Raw genomic sequence first — 19,222 nt, forward strand, 5'->3', positions numbered from 1 at the left:
TCTGACAAATTTAATACGAGATTGTAAATTTTTCAGTGCTTTATATCTGAAAAGTATCTTTTTAGGATCTTTCTGAAAAGGTTGCTGCTATCAACCCACAACTGGAAATTCACTTCGCTATCCGCGAGATTTGTCTTCTGTATCAACCAGCTTCCTTATAAAAATTTTAAGGTTAACTAAGCTATAACTTCACTAAAAAAACGGCTATCCCTCGATAGCCGTTTTATAATTCATTATTTATTTATCTGGTACGAAGTTTTTCAAGTTCCACCAGGAATTTATCATTTAATACTTTAATGTAAGTACCTTTCATACCGAGTGAGCGGGATTCGATAACACCGGCACTTTCCAGCTTTCTTAAAGCATTTACAATTACAGATCTGGTAATTCCTACTCTGTCTGCAATTTTGCTGGCTACAAGCAACCCTTCATTACCATTTAATTCTTCAAAAATGTGATCGATTGCTTCAAGTTCACTGTAGGACAGTGAGCTGATCGCCATTTGCACAACAGCCTTACTTCTTGCTTCCAATTCAATTTCTTCCGTTTTCTCGTGAAGAATTTCCATACCAACGACCGTAGATCCATATTCTGCAAGCAACAGGTCGTCATCACTAAAACTATCTGAAAGTCTGCTCAACACCAATGTTCCCAAACGCTCACCACCACCGATAATTGGAACAATAGTGGTAAGACCATTTTTAAACAACTCACGATTTTCTACCGGGAATGCTGTATACGGACTGTCAATGTCCAGGTTTGCTGTTGTTTCATGAATATTGAACAACCCTTGTGTATACTCTTCCGGGAATTGCCGTTCTTCCAGCATGGATTTCATGCGATCATTTTCAATTTCCTGATTAATCGCAAATCCAAGTAATTTACCACGTCTGCTGAGGATGAAGATATTTCCCTTTATCACATCTCTTAAAGATGCAGACATTTCATTAAAGTTTACTGATTTTCCTGTTGCTTTTTGCAGCATTGCATTAATTTTTCTTGCACGATCTAATAGTTCCATAATGATCCTCCATTTCATTAATTCATTTTATAGAATAAATTGACTTAAGTCTTTGTTTTTTGTGATGTCACTCAATTTTTTATTGACATAATCATCAGTTATTTCAACAGTTTCCAAATTAATATCCGGTGCTTCAAAGGATAAATCCTCCAAAAGTTTTTCTAAAATAGTGTGAAGTCTTCTTGCACCAATATTATCTGTTTCCTGATTAACCTGATAGGCAATTTCTGCCAGTCTATTTACAGCATCGTCTGTAAAAACAAGATTTATACCTTCTGCTTTAAGTAATGCTGTATATTGCTTTAATAGAGCATTTGATGGTTCCTTTAAAATTAGCTTGAAATCATCTACAGATAACTTTTCCAGTTCTACTCTGATAGGAAACCTTCCTTGCAGTTCAGGAATTAAATCTGAAGGTTTTGCCATATGGAATGCTCCTGCTGCAATGAAAAGCATATGATCTGTTTTAACTGGTCCGTGTTTTGTTACAACAGTGGAACCTTCAACAATTGGTAAAATGTCGCGCTGTACCCCTTCACGTGATACATTTGCGGAATTTTCCTGTTTACCGGCGACTTTATCAATTTCGTCAATAAATAACATTCCCGATTGTTCCGCCCGTTCGATAGCTTCCTGGGCTGCTTCTTCCATGTCCACGAGCTTAGTGGCCTCTTGTTGTGTTAGTACTTTTCTTGCTTCAGAAACAGGAAGTTTACGCTTTTTCTTTTTCTTAGGCATGAACTGTCCTAAGGCATCCTGCATGTTCATCCCCATTTGCTCCATTCCCGAACCTTGCAGCATATCAAACATTGATGGCGGAAGTTCCTCGAGTTCTACCGTTACAAGGTGGTCCTCCAATTCGCCCATAGCCAGCTGATGTTCCACCCGCTTACGTTTATTTCTGATTTCTTCATCTCCAGGCGCCGAATGTTCATCTTCATTACTGTCTTCCTGGGCCGAGAACAACATTTCAAATGGATTTTTCATGCTGTTTTGTTTTTTGACCTGTGGAACGAGTAATTGAACAAGTTTTTTATTAGCTTCTTTTTCCGCCCTGTCCATCACTTCGTTCATTTTTTCTTCTTTTACCATACGTAAAGACATTTCAACCAGGTCACGGACCATTGATTCTACATCACGTCCGACATACCCGACTTCTGTAAATTTGGTTGCTTCCACCTTTACAAATGGTGCACCAACCATTTTGGCAAGTCGCCGGGCTATCTCAGTTTTACCGACGCCGGTCGGACCGATCATTAAGATGTTTTTTGGAACGATTTCGTCTTTTATTGTCTCTTCCAGTTTTATGCGACGGTACCGGTTACGTAATGCTACAGCAACCGATTTCTTAGCTTTGTTCTGACCTATTATATACTGATCTAACTGCCCCACAATTTGTTTTGGAGTATAATCAATGCTCATTATTCATGAAGGCCTCCTTATTAATCAAGTACCTCTAACGTTATTTGGTCATTCGTGTAGACGCATATTTCCCCCGCTACTTCCAAAGCTGCACGTGCAATTTCTTTTGCTGTCAAGTCTTTTGAATATCTCACTAAAGCCCTTCCGGCACTCAATGCATAGTTTCCACCAGAACCTATTGCAAGAATTCCATCATCAGGCTCAATAACCTCTCCTGTACCCGATACCAGAAATGTATTTTCCTTGTTCATAACAATGAGCATTGCCTCCAGCTTGCGAAGAACCTTATCACTGCGCCACTCTTTTGCCAATTCCACAGATGCTCGGGTAAGGTTGCCGTCGTATGCCTCAAGTTTTCCTTCAAATTTTTCAAATAAAGTAAAGGCATCTGCAACAGACCCGGCAAAACCTGCTAAAACTTTCCCGTTAAATAATGTACGAACTTTTTTTGCTTTATGCTTCATAACTACAGCATTTCCCAGTGTAACCTGACCGTCTCCACTCATTGCACATTGACCGTTATGCTTGATAGCAAAAATTGTTGTAGCATGGATTTCACTTGACACTAATCATCACCTCTTCAATCGGAATATTTATCATTCGCTCTTGGATGACTGTTCATATACACGTTTCGCAAGCGATCTTTTGTCACATGTGTATAAATTTGTGTTGATGATAAATTTTCATGCCCCAATAACTCTTGCACTGTACGCAAATCAGCACCTTCATTTAACATATGTGTCGCGAATGTATGACGTAATTTATGTGGATGTACATGTACGGTTAAGGCAGCCTTTTCGACTATTTTTTCGAGTACCAACCGCAATCCCCTTGTAGTCAACGGATTTCCCCTGGCATTAAGAAAGACTGAATTTGCCTGAGTCTTTGCTTTTTCTAAAAGTATCTTCCTTCCATCATTTATGTAGGTTTCCAATGCTAATTCCGCAAAACGACCGAATGGAATATACCGCTCTTTTCTTCCTTTACCTTTAATAAACATCGTGCCGATAGTAAAATCAATGTCATCCAAAACCATTCCCTGGCATTCACTAACGCGAATTCCTGTTGCATATAGTGTTTCAATTATTGCCTGATTTCTCTGTCCAATTGGATCTGATAAGTCATTGACTTCGAACAGTTTTTCCAATTCTTCCATGTAAAGAAACCCAGGAATAGGCTTATCGGCTTTGGGAAGCTTCACCTGGATAAACGGATTTCCGGATACTTGATTATCCCGTTCCAAAAATTTATAGAAGCTTCTAAGGCTGGAAATTTTCCTGGATACAGATCTTCTGCTTAACTTTTGGTCATACAATACAGTCAAAAACAAGCGAATTACCTGATAATCAACCTCCTGCAGACTTTTAATCCCTTCCTGATTTAAAAAAGTGAAAAATGTTTCCAGATCATTCATGTAGTATTCAATGGTATATTGCGAAGCGTTTTTTTCTATTTGTAAATACTCGATAAACGCTTCACTGGACTTTGTAAAATGGTTCAATTTTCCACCTCGCCTAAAACAGCGAATAAATCATATCACATAATAAATCGCAAAGCAATAAACTTAACTAAATTGTATCAAAATTCTGAATTAAACACAATAAATTACATAAAAAGGTTATCCTTAAGCTTTTTTCAGGATAACCAGTAACTGTCAAGTGAATTACCTTACCAATGCGTAATTATATCTTTTTCATTCTCAATAGTCAATGAACAAGAATTGAATTATCAAAAAAGTTTTATTCATCTGTGAACGACTACTACTTGAACAATCCTATTTCACTGATTTTCCTTTTTGTTTCACTCGTGCCCAATTCAAATAAACGGCGATAAATTGTTATCAGATGACCATCATATTGGTTTCTCTTTTCATCAGCACTCAATTCATCGAATGGTTTAACCAAATGCTTAATTGCTTTTCGACCATCCTTGTTTTTTGCTGCAAATAACTCTTTAATCTCTTCGACTTCATCCGGAGTTGCTTTGATTTCGTATTCGATTCCACGATCAGGCATTGAAGTTTCCTGTATGTCCTGTTTATCTACTGCAACAAAATAGCTTTTACTTTCTGCCATATCGAATACCTCCTCCATTTTGTCCATTCCCCAATTTCACAAAAAGAAAACTACCCGCGTATGGCGAGTAGTCAGTTTTGTGCACTTTCTTTATAGTCACAGTTTGTACATTGAATGCGTGTTTCTTTTTTAGTTTTCTTTTCCACCAGCATAGATTCACATTTTGGACATGGTCTTGAAATTGGTTTATCCCATGAAACAAAATCACAATCCGGAAAACGGTCACATCCATAAAACGTTCTTCGTTTTTTTGATTTTCGTTCAACAACGTTTCCTTCTTTACACTTCGGACATTTGACACCAATCTCTTTTAAGATCGGTTTTGTATTTCGGCATTCCGGAAAGTTTGAGCATGCCAAAAACTTTCCATACCTGCCCATTTTATATACCATTTCATGCCCGCAATTCTCACAATCTATGCCTGCCGGTTCATCCCTGACTTCAATTTTTTCCATTTCCTGTTCCGCTTTTTCGAGCCGTTTTCGGAAATCCGGATAAAATTCATTAAGTACTTCTATCCACTCAGTTTTCCCTTCCTCAATAGCGTCAAGATCTTCTTCCATTTTCACAGTAAATTCAACGTTGATTATTTCCGGGAAGAACTCTTCAAGTGTATCTGTTACAATTCCACCTAACTCAGTTGGTACAAAGCGTTTATTATCGATACTGACATAACCCCGGCGCTGAATAGTGTCCAAGGTAGGAGCATATGTTGATGGACGACCAATTCCTTGCTCTTCCAGTGTTCGAACTAGTCGCGCTTCCGTATATCTTGGCGGCGGCTGTGTAAAGTGCTGATTAGGTGTAATATCACTTGCCTCCACAGTCATTCCCTCTTTTATATCAGGCAGGAATTTGTTTTCGGTCTTTTTCTTATCGTCAGAACTCTCCACGTACACCTTCATAAATCCTTTAAATTTAATTTTAGACCCTGTAGCGCGAAATTCAACCCCGTTATTCAGAAGGTGTACTGTCATGGTATCCATTACTGCAGGCGCCATTTGACTTGCCAGAAAACGTTCCCAAATCAGTTTGTATAAACGGTACTGATCTCTGGACAAAATTGCCTTCAATGACTTCGGATCACGCAGCGCCGATGTAGGTCTGACCGCTTCGTGTGCATCCTGTGCACCTTGCTGTTGTTTACCTTTTTTGAAAAACCCGAGATACTCTTTACCAAACTGTTCTTCAATATATCCTTTTGCTTCCTGTTTGGCTGTATCGGAAATCCGCGTTGAATCCGTACGCATATACGTAATTAAACCGGTTATACCACCGGATTTTTTTCCAAGATCAATACCTTCGTATAATTGCTGGGCAACCATCATCGTCTTCTTGGCACGGAAGTTCAGTTTACGAGCTGCTTCCTGTTGTAATGACGATGTTGTAAAAGGTTTTGCCGGATTTCGTTTGCGCTCACGTTTATTTACTTTGTCAACAGTGAATTTCTTACCATCCATTTTACCTAATATGGATTTAACGTCCTGTTCTTTCTTTAACTCATGTTTCTTACCGTCAATTCCATAAAAGGAACCTTCAAATTGATCCTTATCTTTTACAAAGTTAGCTTCGATAGACCAATATTCTTCCGGTTTAAAATTCTCAATTTCTTTTTCCCGGTCAATAATCATTTTTACCGCAACCGATTGTACCCGACCGGCACTCAAGCCTTTTTTAATTTTTTTCCAAAGCAAGGGGCTGATTTTATAACCGACGAGACGGTCTAAAATTCTCCTTGCCTGCTGGGCATCGACCAGGTCCTCATCAATCGAGCGCGGACTTTTAAATGAATCTTTAATCGCATCTTTGGTAATTTCATTAAAAACAACGCGACACTTTGAGTCTTCATCTACATCCAGAACATGAGCTAGATGCCAGGCGATGGCTTCACCTTCTCTATCAGGGTCGGCAGCCAGATAAACTTTTTTGGCCTTTTTCGCTGCGGATTTTAATTCTTTAAGAACATCACCTTTACCGCGAATGGTAATATATTTTGGTTTAAACTCATTATCTACATCTACACCCGTTTGACTTTTTGGTAAATCACGAACATGTCCCATGGATGCTTTTACTTTATATTTTTTTCCTAAATAACGTTCGATCGTTTTCGCTTTTGCAGGCGACTCCACGATCACGAGGTAATCTGACATGTATTCTCCTCCCAAAATGAGGTTACCATTATAAATTCGGAAATCTTCACTAATATTAAATATTTACTACACTTTTGTCAAACATGTTAATATATTCTGTTTCTAATTTGACATACTCCAATTAGGTCCGATGCTCTTCCAATCCTCAATAATATCTTCCGGCTCGTACACCAGTTTTGCACCATCCTGGATCATTTTGTGGACGCCTTTTGTTTGCTCCAATAGTGGAGAACCGGGGACCGCATATACCTCCCGCCCCTGATCAAGAGCTTGGTCAACCGTAATAAGTGTACCACTTTTTTCAGTAGCTTCAATTACTAGCGTTCCAAAACTTAATCCGCTGATAATCCGGTTTCGCTCGGGAAAATGAAAACGTTGTGGTGGTATATCTGGAGGATATTCAGACAACAAAAGACCATGATTGGAAATTTGTTTGAAAAGAAATGTATTTTGTTTTGGATAAATATAATTAAATCCGCTGCCCAACACAGCAATTGTTTTACCATTATTTTGTAATGCAAGCTGATGTGAATAACTGTCAATTCCCATTGCCATTCCGCTGACGATAATCCAATTTCGTTTAATTAACGGCAAAACGAATTTCTTCATTTTTAACATTGCTTCCTGTGACGGCCTGCGGGTTCCAATCACACTAAGCATTGGCTGATCAGCCAGCAAATCAGTATTTCCCATAGCATATAATACCAATGGCGCATCTTTTATAGTTTTTAACACAAAAGGATAGTTATCGTCAACTACAGTTATCACTTTATATACTTTCAAATCAGTTTTGAGTTGCAATTTTAATTGATTGTTATGGAGATCTGAGTAGAATAATGAAGCATTTTGCTGAGGGAGAGAGAAAAATTGCCGAAGTTCGGTTGAAGACAAATTGTAGATTGACTTTAACGTAGAATCATAGCGGAAAAACCTTCGGATGGTTCTTCGTGTTATACCACGGCATCGATGGATGTGAATCAGCCGTTTTCGAATTAGCTCCAATAGGTAACGCCCCTTTCATATAGGTGGAACCCAAAAACGACGTACGCTTTTGGGTTCCTTCCATATAATTAATGAGTTTTACATTTTTCATTCAGGTTGTTTTCTTTCAAAACACCAATCATAGTTTCACCAATTTCAGCAGGTGTTTGGGCAACTTTAATACCACATTCATTCATTACACGAATCTTTTCATCTGCAGTACCTTTACCACCTGAAATAATCGCACCGGCATGGCCCATACGTTTTCCTGGAGGTGCAGTTGCACCTCCAATGAAGCCGACTACAGGTTTTTTCATATTGGCTTTTACCCATTCAGCTGCTTCTTCTTCAGCAGTACCGCCAATTTCTCCAATCATAACGACAGCTTCTGTTTCCGGATCATCATTGAATGCTGATAGAACATCAATGAAGTTCGTTCCATTAACAGGGTCTCCGCCAATACCTACAGCCGTTGTTTGACCATATCCTTCTTCAGTTAATTGATGCACTGCTTCGTATGTCAGGGTTCCGGAACGGGATACAACACCGATATGGCCTTTTTTATGAATATATCCAGGCATAATACCGATTTTAGATTCGTCAGCTGTAATAACACCCGGGCAGTTAGGTCCTACAAGACGTGTTTTCTTGCCTTCCATATATCGTTTAACCTTTACCATATCCATAACTGGAATATGTTCGGTTATACAAATAGCAAGATCAAGTTCTGCATCAACTGCTTCCAGAATGGCGTCAGCAGCAAATGGAGCAGGCACATAAATAACGGATGCATTGGCTCCTGTTGCGTCCACAGCCTCTTTTACTGTGTTGAATACAGGGACACCCTCTACTTCTGTACCACCTTTTTTAGGTGTTACACCACCAACGATTTTTGTACCATATTCAAGCATTTGTTTCGTATGGAATTTAGCTGTGCCACCAGTAATTCCCTGGACAATTACTTTTGTATCTTTATTTACATATACACTCATTTTCGTCCGTCCTTTCTACGCAATCTCTTTACGTTTTGTTAAAAAATGTGTTTAACTAGCTGAATCTTCCAACTTTACACCCGTTCACCAAGTGCTGGTGCGATTGAATTATTTAACCATGGAAACAATTTTTTCTGCACCATCAGCCATTGACCCAGCTGATGTGATGTTTAAACCGGATTCATCCAGGATTTTCTTGCCTAAGTCAACGTTTGTTCCTTCCAAACGTACAACAAGTGGCAATTGCAATCCAACTTGCTTGGTTGCTTCCACAACACCTTCCGCAATAACATCACATTTCATGATTCCACCGAAAATATTAACAAAAATTCCTTTTACATTGGAATCGGACAAAATGATTTTAAATGCTTCGGTAACTTTTTCAGCAGTTGCGCCGCCCCCAACATCAAGGAAGTTTGCCGGCTCACCGCCATAATGCTTGATAATGTCCATTGTAGACATTGCAAGTCCTGCACCGTTAACCATGCAGCCAATATTTCCATCCAGTGCAACATAGCTCAAGTCGTATTTGGATGCTTCAATTTCCTTCTCATCTTCTTCATCCAAATCGCGTAACTCCATAACATCCTTTTGACGGAACAATGCGTTATCATCAAAATTAAGTTTGGAATCAAGTGCAAGCACCTGACCATCGCCAGTTGTTACCAACGGATTAATTTCAGCAATAGAGCAATCCTTTTCTACAAAAGCAGTATAAAGACTTGTCATAAACTTAGCTGCTTTACCGATCAACTCATCCGGAATGTTTATATTAAATGCCAGTCTGCGGGCCTGATAACCGGAAAGTCCAACTACCGGATCAATAACCTCTTTAAATATTTTCTCGGGTGTATTGGCAGCAACTTCCTCAATTTCAGTACCGCCTTCTTCAGACGCCATCATGACAACACGGGAAGTAGCACGATCCAGTACAATCCCTACATAATATTCTTTCTTAATATCGCAGCCTTCTTCAATAAGCAGACGTTTTACTTCCTTACCTTCTGGCCCAGTTTGATGCGTAACAAGAGTTTTACCTAAAATTTCGTTTGCGTATGTACGCACGTCATCCAAGTTTTTGGCAATTTTAACGCCACCAGCTTTACCGCGGCCGCCAGCGTGGATTTGTGCTTTCACTACTTTTACGGAACTATCCAGTTTCTCTGCAGCCTGAACTGCTTCGTCTACCGTATATGCAACATGTCCGTTTGGAACATTTACACCATAGCTTCGCAAAATCTCTTTGCCCTGATACTCATGAATGTTCATCTTTCATCCTCCCATCAAAATTCACTGCATTTCCATTGTATAAAAAATCTACAAATTTCACAAGAAAAGAAAAAAGGAGGCACTGTTCTAAAACATCCTTTTAAAATGCTTTATAAAAGATTATTGATTTAGACACAAAATCAATAAACTGCGAACTGAATTTGAATTTAATAACTCCGCTTGAGAAAATACACTATGTTGTTCATCCTGCAGTGGGTGAATCCAGGATACATTCTCGTTATCTTGAATCGGGTGATATTTTTAGTGTTGCACTACGAGTCACATCATACCAGGGACTTCCTCACCCGGTTCCCTGTTCGGTCACTCATAATCCGAATGAGTGCCCTTCGCTAGCGATTTTCCGTGTTGATGGTCACTCATAACCCGAATAAGTGACCGTTCCATGGAAGGCCAGTAGAACATCAGTATATTCCAACCACGTGTTCAAAGTGCTTTTCTAACAGATCTAGTAAAATCAGTTCGCAATATACATCAATTTCATAATTTGAGAAAACAGCTAAAAAGCAACGACAACTGTATATAATACCTTTCACTATTATAATCGAACCAAAACTGAAAAAAGTGGCATAAAAATATTTAAAAAACATGCCACCTTTTCCGGTTGAGAAACGATTGTAGTTATAAGAGGGGGATAATCATGTGATCAATTCTTTTGCGGGTCTTCCATATTCTGATCTGTCCGGTAAATAAAAGCAAACACTTCAGCTACAGCATGGTAAAGTTCTTCCGGAATCGTCTCATTTATATTTAACTCTGACAGCAGTTCTACCATTGAGGAATCTTCCTGAATTGGCACATTATTTTCCCGGGCTTTTTCTATAATACTTTCGGCAACTAAACCCTTACCGGTCGCAGTAACTTTGGGTGCGTTGTCAAGATCCTGATTATACCTGAGTGCAGTAGCCTTTTTTCGTTTTTCAGTCATATCCGGTAATCCACCCCCTGGTATGCATTTTGATACGCTGCCTTTGCGGTTTCAAGACTGGATGGTTTGTCATGATGAATTGGTTTAACTGTAACGGTTGAGAGCTTGTAATCAAGTTTCTCTAAACCTTCTTTTAACATCGGCTTAAGGAAAGCAGACTGTTCTGATACATGTTTTTGATCATTAAATATCGTTATAGCAACAGCACGCTTTTGTATATTCATATCAATAACCGTTTCTTTTAAATTTGATAGATTCAAATAAAACACGATACGACAAAAATCCGGATTGATTTCACCATCTTCTGTTCTCTTGCCTTCAAATTCAAGCTGCATATCATCCGTTAAACCGAGCTTTTCCGCAGGGAGTTGCAAATTTGCCTGAATAACATTTGAACTCTCATTTACAGATTGGATTTGCAGACCATTAATCAAGTTTAATAGCTGCTGGGAGCGATCATGTAATGTTCCATCAGATTTCTGAATCATCTGCAGTAACATGGATTTAATCGTGTTTGATTGCTGTTGCATCATATCTTCAGCAAGCAGATTTTCATGATTTAAACCAGTGAATCGTAACACGTTTTGCAGATGACTTAGAAATTGATCTTTTGGGGTCTGATAAAAAAATGACTCACCTAGTTTAAGATTCGATAAAACTTGCTCTGCTTGCATATAAGTTTGGCGATCAGCCATCGTTGTGAGGGTCGTTAAAAGTTGCCGCAATTGGACCGGATTATTTTGCAAAAGCTTTGTAATTTGCTGTTGCTGCTCATTTGACAGCAGTGGCAATAGAGAACTTGTCAACTGCTGCTTCAGCTGTGTAAATTGCTGGCTTGTCAAGGCTGTTCTATTCGTGGCACTTTGCCCCAATAAAGATGACCAGCTTTGCAATATTTTTGCTGCTTCACTTCTTACTGCTGTTTGATTCGTATTCATTTGTTCAAGTGTGTTAATTATGTTTGTACTATTTAGTTGAAAAGGTAACTGTGCAGTGGATCCATTATTTTTCTGTGCAAATGAAGTCCATTCTGATTTCCATGCGGTGAAATCTACCGTTGGATCGACAGTTCCCGCAACTTTCAACATGTTAAAAAACGATTGGCTGTTATTCGAAACTTCCGTCTGGATATGGTTAACCAGTGCGTTTCCAGCGTTTAATGGCCGCTCAACCAGTTGACTTAGCCGGTTTATTAAATCTTGTTGAAGCTGCGTTATATCGGGAACGTGTCTCAACTGATTCAGTAATGCTTTCATTTGATCCGTTAATCCGCTTGTATTTTTCGTTGTTAATGCCTGAAATACCGAATCTGTTATCGGTAATCGTGCAGCAATCATTTCCTTTAGAACTTGCTGGGACTGTGTTTTATTTCCGGAACGATCCAATAATTGGAAAGCCTTCGCAAGCTGTTCTTTTGAAAATGGAATTTTTTCGTTAATCAGCGTCTTCATAAATGCAGCGTTAGATTTTGAAAGTTTAAGTCCAAGCTGCTGAAATAGATTCGCAATATTAGTATCAGTTTGCTTTTTTAATTGATTGCCAATTACTTTTAGATAAATAACACTATCTGACGCCTGTACCTGGAAGTGATATCTCCCTCTAAGCGTTAAGGAGGCCTCCAATTGGGCAATCATCTTTTGGGACCCCATCTGTATTTGTGCTTTGTTATTCGGAAAAAGTTTATCGATTTTACCTTGAACAATTTGTCCTGGCCGTAAAACCATAGGTGCATCGGCAATCTTGGACGAAGTTAACCGCTGTCCCAAAACTTGATTCACACTCAATTCGAGTCACCTCCATTCATTTATTTGATTGCATTTCGAACAGGTGCATATGATTTACGATGATATGGCGAAATCCCCTGTTCTGTCAGCATATCCAGATGCTGTTTCGTTCCATAGCCCATATTTGACGCAAAACCATATGCAGGGTACTCCTTATCCAAGTCGTTCATTAGGTTGTCACGGGTAACTTTTGCCAATATACTGGCAGCAGCAATGGAAATGCTTTTCTGATCACCCTTTGTTATTGCTTCTGATGTACAAGGAAGCCGATTAAGTGACACGGCATCAATTAAAATGTGGTCAGGTGCCGGGTCCAGTTGGCGGATTGTATTAAACATTGCCAGTTTCGTAGCTTCATAGATATTGACCTGATCGATTTTCTGGTTATCAATAATGGAAATCCCGTAACTCACAGCTTTTTCTTTTATGATTGTAAAAAACTTTTCACGTGTTTCTTCATTCAATTGTTTGGAATCATTTAATCCCAGCAATTTAAAATCCCTTGGCAAAATAACTGCTGCAGCGACGACAGGACCAGCCAACGGACCACGTCCTGCCTCATCCATACCGGCTATATACTGACAGCCGTTTGCATAACTTCTTTGTTCATACTGCGACATACGGAGAAAATTTTCTTCCAGTGCTTTTTCTTTTAATTTTTTTCGTTCATATTGTTCAATCAGCTTTTGAACGCCTTTACGCTCATCTGACTTTAATTCTTTTATGTATGTTTCATCTAATTTTTCCGATTCAAATAATTGTTTGATAACTGCGATTGATTGCTTTTCCATTTCATCACCTGCGTTCTATATTTATATCGGTTCAATCTTGTTATTTTGAACACAACTTATTTTACATTTATACTAACAGAATTGGAAGGGATGAAGACTATCACAATTTGAATCGTGTGAAACTATTTTCTCCTCTTAACCGTACTACAAATAGGAACTAATCAGGAGGAACGTATTTATGAAAAAATTATTTACCGGAATTATTCTATTATCTATCCTATTCATATTAGGTGCCTGTTCAGATAAATCATTTTCGATAGATCAGGTGACGATTGAAGCACAGATTCAGGAGGACGGATCTATTCATGTACGTGAGTTATTCACATATACATTTAATGGCTCATATGAAGGGATGACAAGGTCAATCGAATCTGATGCTGAAAATTTCAAAGCCTTTCTCACCGACAAACAAAATCCCTCCCTTTCTACAGAAAATCTCGACCAACTAGAGGTGGAAGAAGAGGATGATACATATAAAGTATATTCGGATTCAAAAAATGAAACAAAACGTGTCCTCTACAGCTATGATGTGGAAGGATCTGTAAAAAAGTATACGGATGTTGCGGATTTAAGGTATTCCTTTTTTGATGACTCGAATGAAACTGATTTGCATGATGTGACAATCACAATTTATCCGCCAGAAGGAACAAGTACGGAAAACAGGCACTTCTTTCTGCATGAGGATCCATCAGGTGAACTTACTGCATCAGAAAATGGTGTTCAATATACAAATTCCCTCCTTGAAGCAGGAAAAAATTCAATGATTCGCTTTGTATTTCCTTCTGACCAACTGACGGAAATGGAACTCACCAGTGATAAATCAATGGAAGCTGAAATACTGGCAGCGGAACAGGAACTTGCTGAACGTGCTGAAAATCTTGAGGCGAATATGTCCAAGGTAACTCCGATTGTCTGGATATTGTTGATTGCGATGGTTTTAACAGCTGTTTTCATGCTAATGGTCCACCCCAACCGATATCGCGGGAACAAAGACCGGGATTCACTAATCCGGTTGGTTGAAGAAACCGATCCATTATTTGTTAAATATTTGCACGGAAATTTGCATTTGTCTGATGACAGCTTTATTGCCGGATTATTTTCATTGAAACAACGCGGAATCGTCAAGCTGGAAAAAGTCCGCTCGACAGTTGAGAAAGATACAGACACTTATCGCTTTACCTGGGTGAATAATAAAGCTGAAATTGATGATGCAGACCAATTTTTACATGAATGGCTGTTCACGGAAAAGGATGAAGACGGAGACTATTTTCTGCTGGAATCATTAATTGATAATAAAGAAGAATCCGATGATGTAAAAGAGGAAAAAGCTGAACAATTTAATGCCGGTTTTGAAAAGTGGGCTGAAAAGGTGAAGGACAGAACATCATATCAACATTTACGGAAACCATTTAAAGGTTTTTCCTTTCTATCGATTCCACTGCTAGTTGCCGCATTGGGATTATTTTACTACTTTACCACCATAGATACGATCGGACCGACAGAACAATGGGTATTACCTGTTATTGCCGGTGTTATCACGGCTGTTGGGCTTTGGTATAACAGGAACAAATGGGTGTTGTCTGCATACTACTTAATTATGTTAGTCATGGCAGCAATAGGGTTCACTTTTACCCTGACTGTGATTCTGACACTTATTTTCTACGGACTGTCGATTATCACACTGCTGGCAATTCCGGCATCTTACTGGAACAAGGATACCAGACAACTGAAACATGCAATTAAACAGGCATATGAATCATTTAAAGATAAAAATTATCCGGTTGGAGCTGAGCCTGCTGTAATCGAACGACGTCTGGAATATGCGATTGTTCTCGATGCCGGGGAAAAATTCGGTGAACGATGTGAAAATAAATCACCGCTTGCCACATTGGAAGCGTATTATCCATTGCTTTATAATCCGGTTTTTGCAACAACATCGTTTAGTGCAAGTAATGTAGCGCTTTATAGTGTAGTTGTTCAAACCAACACCAATACAACCACTTCTGCTACTGGCGGGGGTGGTGCGGGAGCGTTTTAAAAACTATTATCACACAAAATAGCATGTGAAATTAGTCGATTTCACATGCTATTATTTGTACACTCATAACTTGATTACCAGCTTAAAAATATACCACTTCTGTCATTCCAAGATAAAAGGCTAATTTCCCAGTGGAAAACGATAAATTGGCCTTTCGCTATTCAACATTGCGCCTTATCGTATTATTTAATTATAGGTCTTTAATAAATAATTCATAAAATGATAATCTACGACCGTCATAATCCTTATCATAAATAAATTTAAATCCAAGTTTGTCTATCACTTTCTTTGATTTTAAATTATTTGTTCTTACCCGTGCAGTTAGTTTATTAATCTTAAGGGATTTAAAAGCAAATTTGATTGCTGCGTTTCCTGCTTCTGTGGCATATCCCATCCCCCAAAATTTCGGATCAAGCAGGTAAATAATCTCTATATTCTCTGTATCATCAATGTATCTTAATCCGCAATGCCCCATAATTTCCTTCGTAGACTTATTAACTACCGCCCAAACACCAAAACTGTGCTGGTTCCAATGTTTTATAATTTTATTGACGTACTGCTCTGATTCTTCAAAAGACATTCCATTTCCTATTCCAAGCCATTCCCCGACGCTGTTTTTCTTTACTATTTCGTAAAATTCTTTAATATCCGCGACAGTTAATTGCCTCATAAGAATTCGTTTAGTACTAATATTCATATTGGGATTTTCATTAATTATCTCATTTATTATCATCTATTATCATAACTCCTCTTATCAGATCTCCTTCTTTCCTTATTCAACATTACTCCCCCCATCTACAGCTATATCAACACCCTAAATTTGTACAACGCGTTTTCCATTTAGTGAACTATGTCAAGGATAGTACATTTCATTGGCTGTAATCATAACCATTATCGAGTCAAATAAGCGTGCATTTTCTTTCTGACAAATAGGTAAAAACCTATTTGGATAATATGGTAAATACCTGCGACAATTAAAAAGTACAAAAGTATCCCTGGATTTTCCATTATCCCTCCAATATCCGTTGCCATTGCTACAACATACAGAAAGGCTAATATAGTTCCAACAAAGGTCGGGACAAAGAACAGGGTTGTGATTTCCCTTGAGATGATTTGCTTCACTTCCTTTGCAGTGATTCCTATGTTATGAAGCTTCCTGAACTTGTTCTTTTCCTTATCAATCTCAGAAAAAAGATTTAAATATAATAGAATAAACGACCCAAAGAAGAAAACTATACTCATAATAGTTGTCACAAAGAATAATATTCCATTAGAGCTTTTGTTGCGATTGTAATATTCCACTTTAGAGGCAATCTGAAATAAGTTTTCTTCAGACGTATTCGCTGCCCGGACACCCGTGATTGGCGGGGTGTTTTCATTATAGCTATTAAATCTATTTTCCAATTCTTCAACAACATCTGCTGACTTTTTCCAGTTGGCAACATTGATTAAATTAACCTTTGATTCAAAACCATCCAAGCTATTTTTTAGTTGCGCAAACTCAGAATTGCTTACAATAATAAAGTCATGAAGGTTTAGAAAGGTATTAATGTTTATTTCAACAAATATATCCTTTAGTGTATAGGTTTTCTCCCCATTTCCAACCGGGAAGACAAGTCTTTGATTATATTCAACGTCAGATCTATTTTCCGGGTCATCATTGAGATAATATATAAACTCGTTGTTCTGCAGCAGAATTTGGCTGGAGGTTAGTTTATTAAAATGGTCGACCAGCATAAAATTATAAATGTTGTACCATCTATTATCCGTTTTTTGATAATAAGAATATATCGGTACCACCAGATGTTTTTGAACGGGATTTTCCTGTTGGTCAATAATCGAGTAAAGTTCCTCGGTAGCCAAATTATTTTTGTCGTTTGTTTGGATAAATGCAATATCATATGGATTGGCGTTAACAGCCTGCTTTTCAGTTAACATATAGGTGTGTAATATTATCGTGCTGTATAAAATAGTTACCATTATCATCACGGTAACGAGCATAAGGATAGCTGCCAGTTGTTTAAATTTGTAATCCAGGCTTGTCAGGAACAGGAGCCGACGATAATAATAGGTTCTGTTTTTCCTGGCAATTTCAATAAAAAAGCTGGTGAACTGATACAGTGTAATGTACAGCCCCAATAGTGTCGTTAGCGCCCAAAGAAGCAAGTATTGACCACCCATAATTGGATCTGAGTATGTAATATAAAGCCCTACAATTGACCCGATAACAATTGCCGCTCCAATACCGCCTAGTAATGGACTTTTCATCTTTATCGACTCAGCAACCTTGTCACTTTTTATACTAAACACAATGTTTCTCGTAAGTATGAGAAAGAGTGATCGCCCAACCGCTATGAGAAACACAATTAAAAAGGTCAATACCGTACACATGAACATGTTACTGTTCAAATGAAAAGGAACACCTTGTATCCCCACACTATTCATTAATAATAAAAAGAACAACCGGGAGAATATTACGCCGGCAAAAAGACCGGATACCAGTGAAATAAGGGCAATGATTCCATTTTCTATCAGTAACAATTTTCCTATATCGCGATTGGACATTCCTAATGTCATGAAAAGTCCAAACTCACTTCTCCTTCGTTTAATAAAAATACTGTGAGCATAACTGATGAAAAATACCGTAAATACAAGCAGTGCAACACCTGGAACTGTCAGTACATACTGAATCGGTCCTGTTTCCTTTACTTCAACAACACTCTCATTAAAATATACAGTAGAAAAAATGAAGAAAAACATAACTGCAAAACTATTGCAAAGGTAATAAAAGATGTACTTCTTATAATTTGCCTTAGCCATTTTCCAGACGATTTGATTAAAAGACATCCATTCTCCCTCCCAGAACAGCAAGATTATCCATAATTTGGTTTAAGAATTCTTTTCTGCCCCCTTTTCTAATAATATGGGAATAGATAGAACCGTCTTTTATAAAAACAACCTTCCGACAATAGCTGGCAGCAAATACATCGTGGGTAACAAGAAGAGCTGTTGTCGAATGTTCATTAACTATTTTTTCAAAACATTCCATGATGACAGCCGAAGATTTAGAATCTAAATTCCCTGTTGGTTCATCAGCTAAAATAATACTCGGCTCGTTCACCAGCGCCCGGCTTACCGCAGCTCTTTGTTGCTGCCCGCCGGATATATGATAAGGATATTTATGTAAAATGGATTCAATATCAAAGAGACTTGCAAGATGTTGTACCCTTTCATCCATTTCGGCGGCATTTTTCTTTTCCAATACCATTGGCAGAGCAATATTCTCTTTGACCGTTAAACTATCCAATAAGCTGAATTCCTGAAAAACGAACCCTAATTGTTTACGGCGAAACAGTGCTAATTCATCTCCTGAGATTTCACTTATCTCTTTGCCGGCAATTGTAACGTCACCTGAAGTGGGTTTATCAATCCCGCTCAATACGTTGAGTAAAGTTGTTTTACCACTGCCGGAGGGCCCCATAATTGCAATAAACTCTCCTTTGTTGACTGAAAGGTTCACACCGTTCAAGGCAGTTGTTGAACCATCGCCACCAGACTCTCCATATACTTTAACAATATTACCAGCGTCTAAAATAGCCAATGTATTTCCTCCTTTCGTGCATTAGGCCGAATCTTTATAGTTTCCGTTCTATCATTATCGTAATGAACCTAAAGAATTGCATCCATCGTATATGCTAAAAATACCTTACAATTTTGTAAGGTATTAAAGCCAATAATTCTATATTTTTTCAT

16 protein-coding genes are annotated in these 19,222 nt (G+C 38.3%); 1 reads left to right on the forward strand and 15 read right to left on the reverse strand.

Features of this window, described 5'->3' with window-relative positions; translation table 11 throughout:
- Window positions 1-241: 241 nt before the first annotated feature.
- The 12 genes from codY to G6R02_RS09625 all read right to left on the reverse strand — a co-directional run bounded on the left by codY (window position 242) and on the right by G6R02_RS09625 (window position 13,431).
- Complete coding sequence (gene codY / locus G6R02_RS09570) at window positions 242-1,021, reverse strand: GTP-sensing pleiotropic transcriptional regulator CodY (RefSeq protein ID WP_164669001.1); 780 nt, start codon at window positions 1,019-1,021, stop codon at window positions 242-244.
- A 27-nt stretch (window positions 1,022-1,048) separates the two neighbouring features.
- Entirely contained in the window at window positions 1,049-2,443 is a 1,395-nt protein-coding gene (gene hslU, locus G6R02_RS09575) for an ATP-dependent protease ATPase subunit HslU (protein WP_164669002.1), read from the reverse strand.
- 20 nt (window positions 2,444-2,463) lie between these two features.
- The gene (gene hslV / locus G6R02_RS09580) at window positions 2,464-3,009 is read right to left on the reverse strand and encodes an ATP-dependent protease subunit HslV (RefSeq protein ID WP_164669003.1); all 546 of its coding nucleotides are present in this window, start codon (window positions 3,007-3,009) and stop codon (window positions 2,464-2,466) included.
- Between the two features lie 14 nt (window positions 3,010-3,023).
- Window positions 3,024-3,944, reverse strand: coding sequence for a tyrosine recombinase XerC (gene xerC / locus G6R02_RS09585; RefSeq protein WP_164669004.1), 921 nt, complete (start codon window positions 3,942-3,944; stop codon window positions 3,024-3,026).
- A 259-nt stretch (window positions 3,945-4,203) separates the two neighbouring features.
- Window positions 4,204-4,518: a hypothetical protein gene (locus G6R02_RS09590; RefSeq protein WP_164669005.1), complete on the reverse strand. Its 315-nt coding sequence runs from the start codon at window positions 4,516-4,518 to the stop codon at window positions 4,204-4,206.
- 71 nt (window positions 4,519-4,589) lie between these two features.
- Entirely contained in the window at window positions 4,590-6,668 is a 2,079-nt protein-coding gene (gene topA / locus G6R02_RS09595) for a type I DNA topoisomerase (protein ID WP_164669006.1), read from the reverse strand.
- 102 nt (window positions 6,669-6,770) lie between these two features.
- Entirely contained in the window at window positions 6,771-7,670 is a 900-nt protein-coding gene (gene dprA, locus G6R02_RS09600; protein WP_164669007.1) for a DNA-processing protein DprA, read from the reverse strand.
- A 68-nt stretch (window positions 7,671-7,738) separates the two neighbouring features.
- The gene (sucD, locus tag G6R02_RS09605) at window positions 7,739-8,641 is read right to left on the reverse strand and encodes a succinate--CoA ligase subunit alpha (protein WP_164669008.1); all 903 of its coding nucleotides are present in this window, start codon (window positions 8,639-8,641) and stop codon (window positions 7,739-7,741) included.
- Between the two features lie 108 nt (window positions 8,642-8,749).
- The gene (gene sucC / locus G6R02_RS09610; RefSeq protein ID WP_164669009.1) at window positions 8,750-9,910 is read right to left on the reverse strand and encodes an ADP-forming succinate--CoA ligase subunit beta; all 1,161 of its coding nucleotides are present in this window, start codon (window positions 9,908-9,910) and stop codon (window positions 8,750-8,752) included.
- Window positions 9,911-10,574: 664 nt separating this feature from the next.
- Entirely contained in the window at window positions 10,575-10,856 is a 282-nt protein-coding gene (locus tag G6R02_RS09615) for an EscU/YscU/HrcU family type III secretion system export apparatus switch protein (protein WP_164669010.1), read from the reverse strand.
- Window positions 10,853-12,640 carry a hypothetical protein gene (locus tag G6R02_RS09620; RefSeq protein WP_164669011.1) on the reverse strand — a complete coding sequence of 596 codons (1,788 nt, stop codon included), beginning with the start codon at window positions 12,638-12,640 and terminating at the stop codon, window positions 10,853-10,855. The genes G6R02_RS09615 and G6R02_RS09620 overlap by 4 nt, the downstream gene beginning before the upstream one ends.
- A gap of 20 nt (window positions 12,641-12,660) precedes the next feature.
- Window positions 12,661-13,431 (reverse strand): ribonuclease HII, encoded by a 771-nt coding sequence (locus G6R02_RS09625; protein ID WP_164669012.1) that lies wholly within the window; start codon window positions 13,429-13,431, stop codon window positions 12,661-12,663.
- A gap of 178 nt (window positions 13,432-13,609) precedes the next feature.
- Between G6R02_RS09625 and G6R02_RS09630 the strand changes: the two genes are divergently transcribed.
- The gene (locus tag G6R02_RS09630; RefSeq protein WP_164669013.1) at window positions 13,610-15,469 is read left to right on the forward strand and encodes a DUF2207 domain-containing protein; all 1,860 of its coding nucleotides are present in this window, start codon (window positions 13,610-13,612) and stop codon (window positions 15,467-15,469) included.
- Between the two features lie 190 nt (window positions 15,470-15,659).
- Here G6R02_RS09630 and G6R02_RS09635 read toward each other — a convergent pair whose 3' ends face one another.
- From G6R02_RS09635 to G6R02_RS09645, 3 genes are all read right to left on the reverse strand, one after another.
- Complete coding sequence (locus G6R02_RS09635; protein WP_164669014.1) at window positions 15,660-16,202, reverse strand: GNAT family N-acetyltransferase; 543 nt, start codon at window positions 16,200-16,202, stop codon at window positions 15,660-15,662.
- 158 nt (window positions 16,203-16,360) lie between these two features.
- On the reverse strand, window positions 16,361-18,316 hold the full coding sequence (locus tag G6R02_RS09640) for an ABC transporter permease (protein ID WP_164669015.1): 1,956 nt from the start codon (window positions 18,314-18,316) through the stop codon (window positions 16,361-16,363).
- Window positions 18,306-19,070, reverse strand: a complete 765-nt coding sequence (locus G6R02_RS09645) for an ABC transporter ATP-binding protein (RefSeq protein ID WP_164669016.1) — start codon at window positions 19,068-19,070, stop codon at window positions 18,306-18,308. Before G6R02_RS09645 ends, G6R02_RS09640 begins: the two co-directional genes overlap by 11 nt.
- Window positions 19,071-19,222 lie beyond the last annotated feature (152 nt).

This window comes from Virgibacillus doumboii (assembly GCF_902806455.1).
GTDB lineage: Bacteria > Bacillota > Bacilli > Bacillales > Amphibacillaceae > Lentibacillus > Lentibacillus doumboii.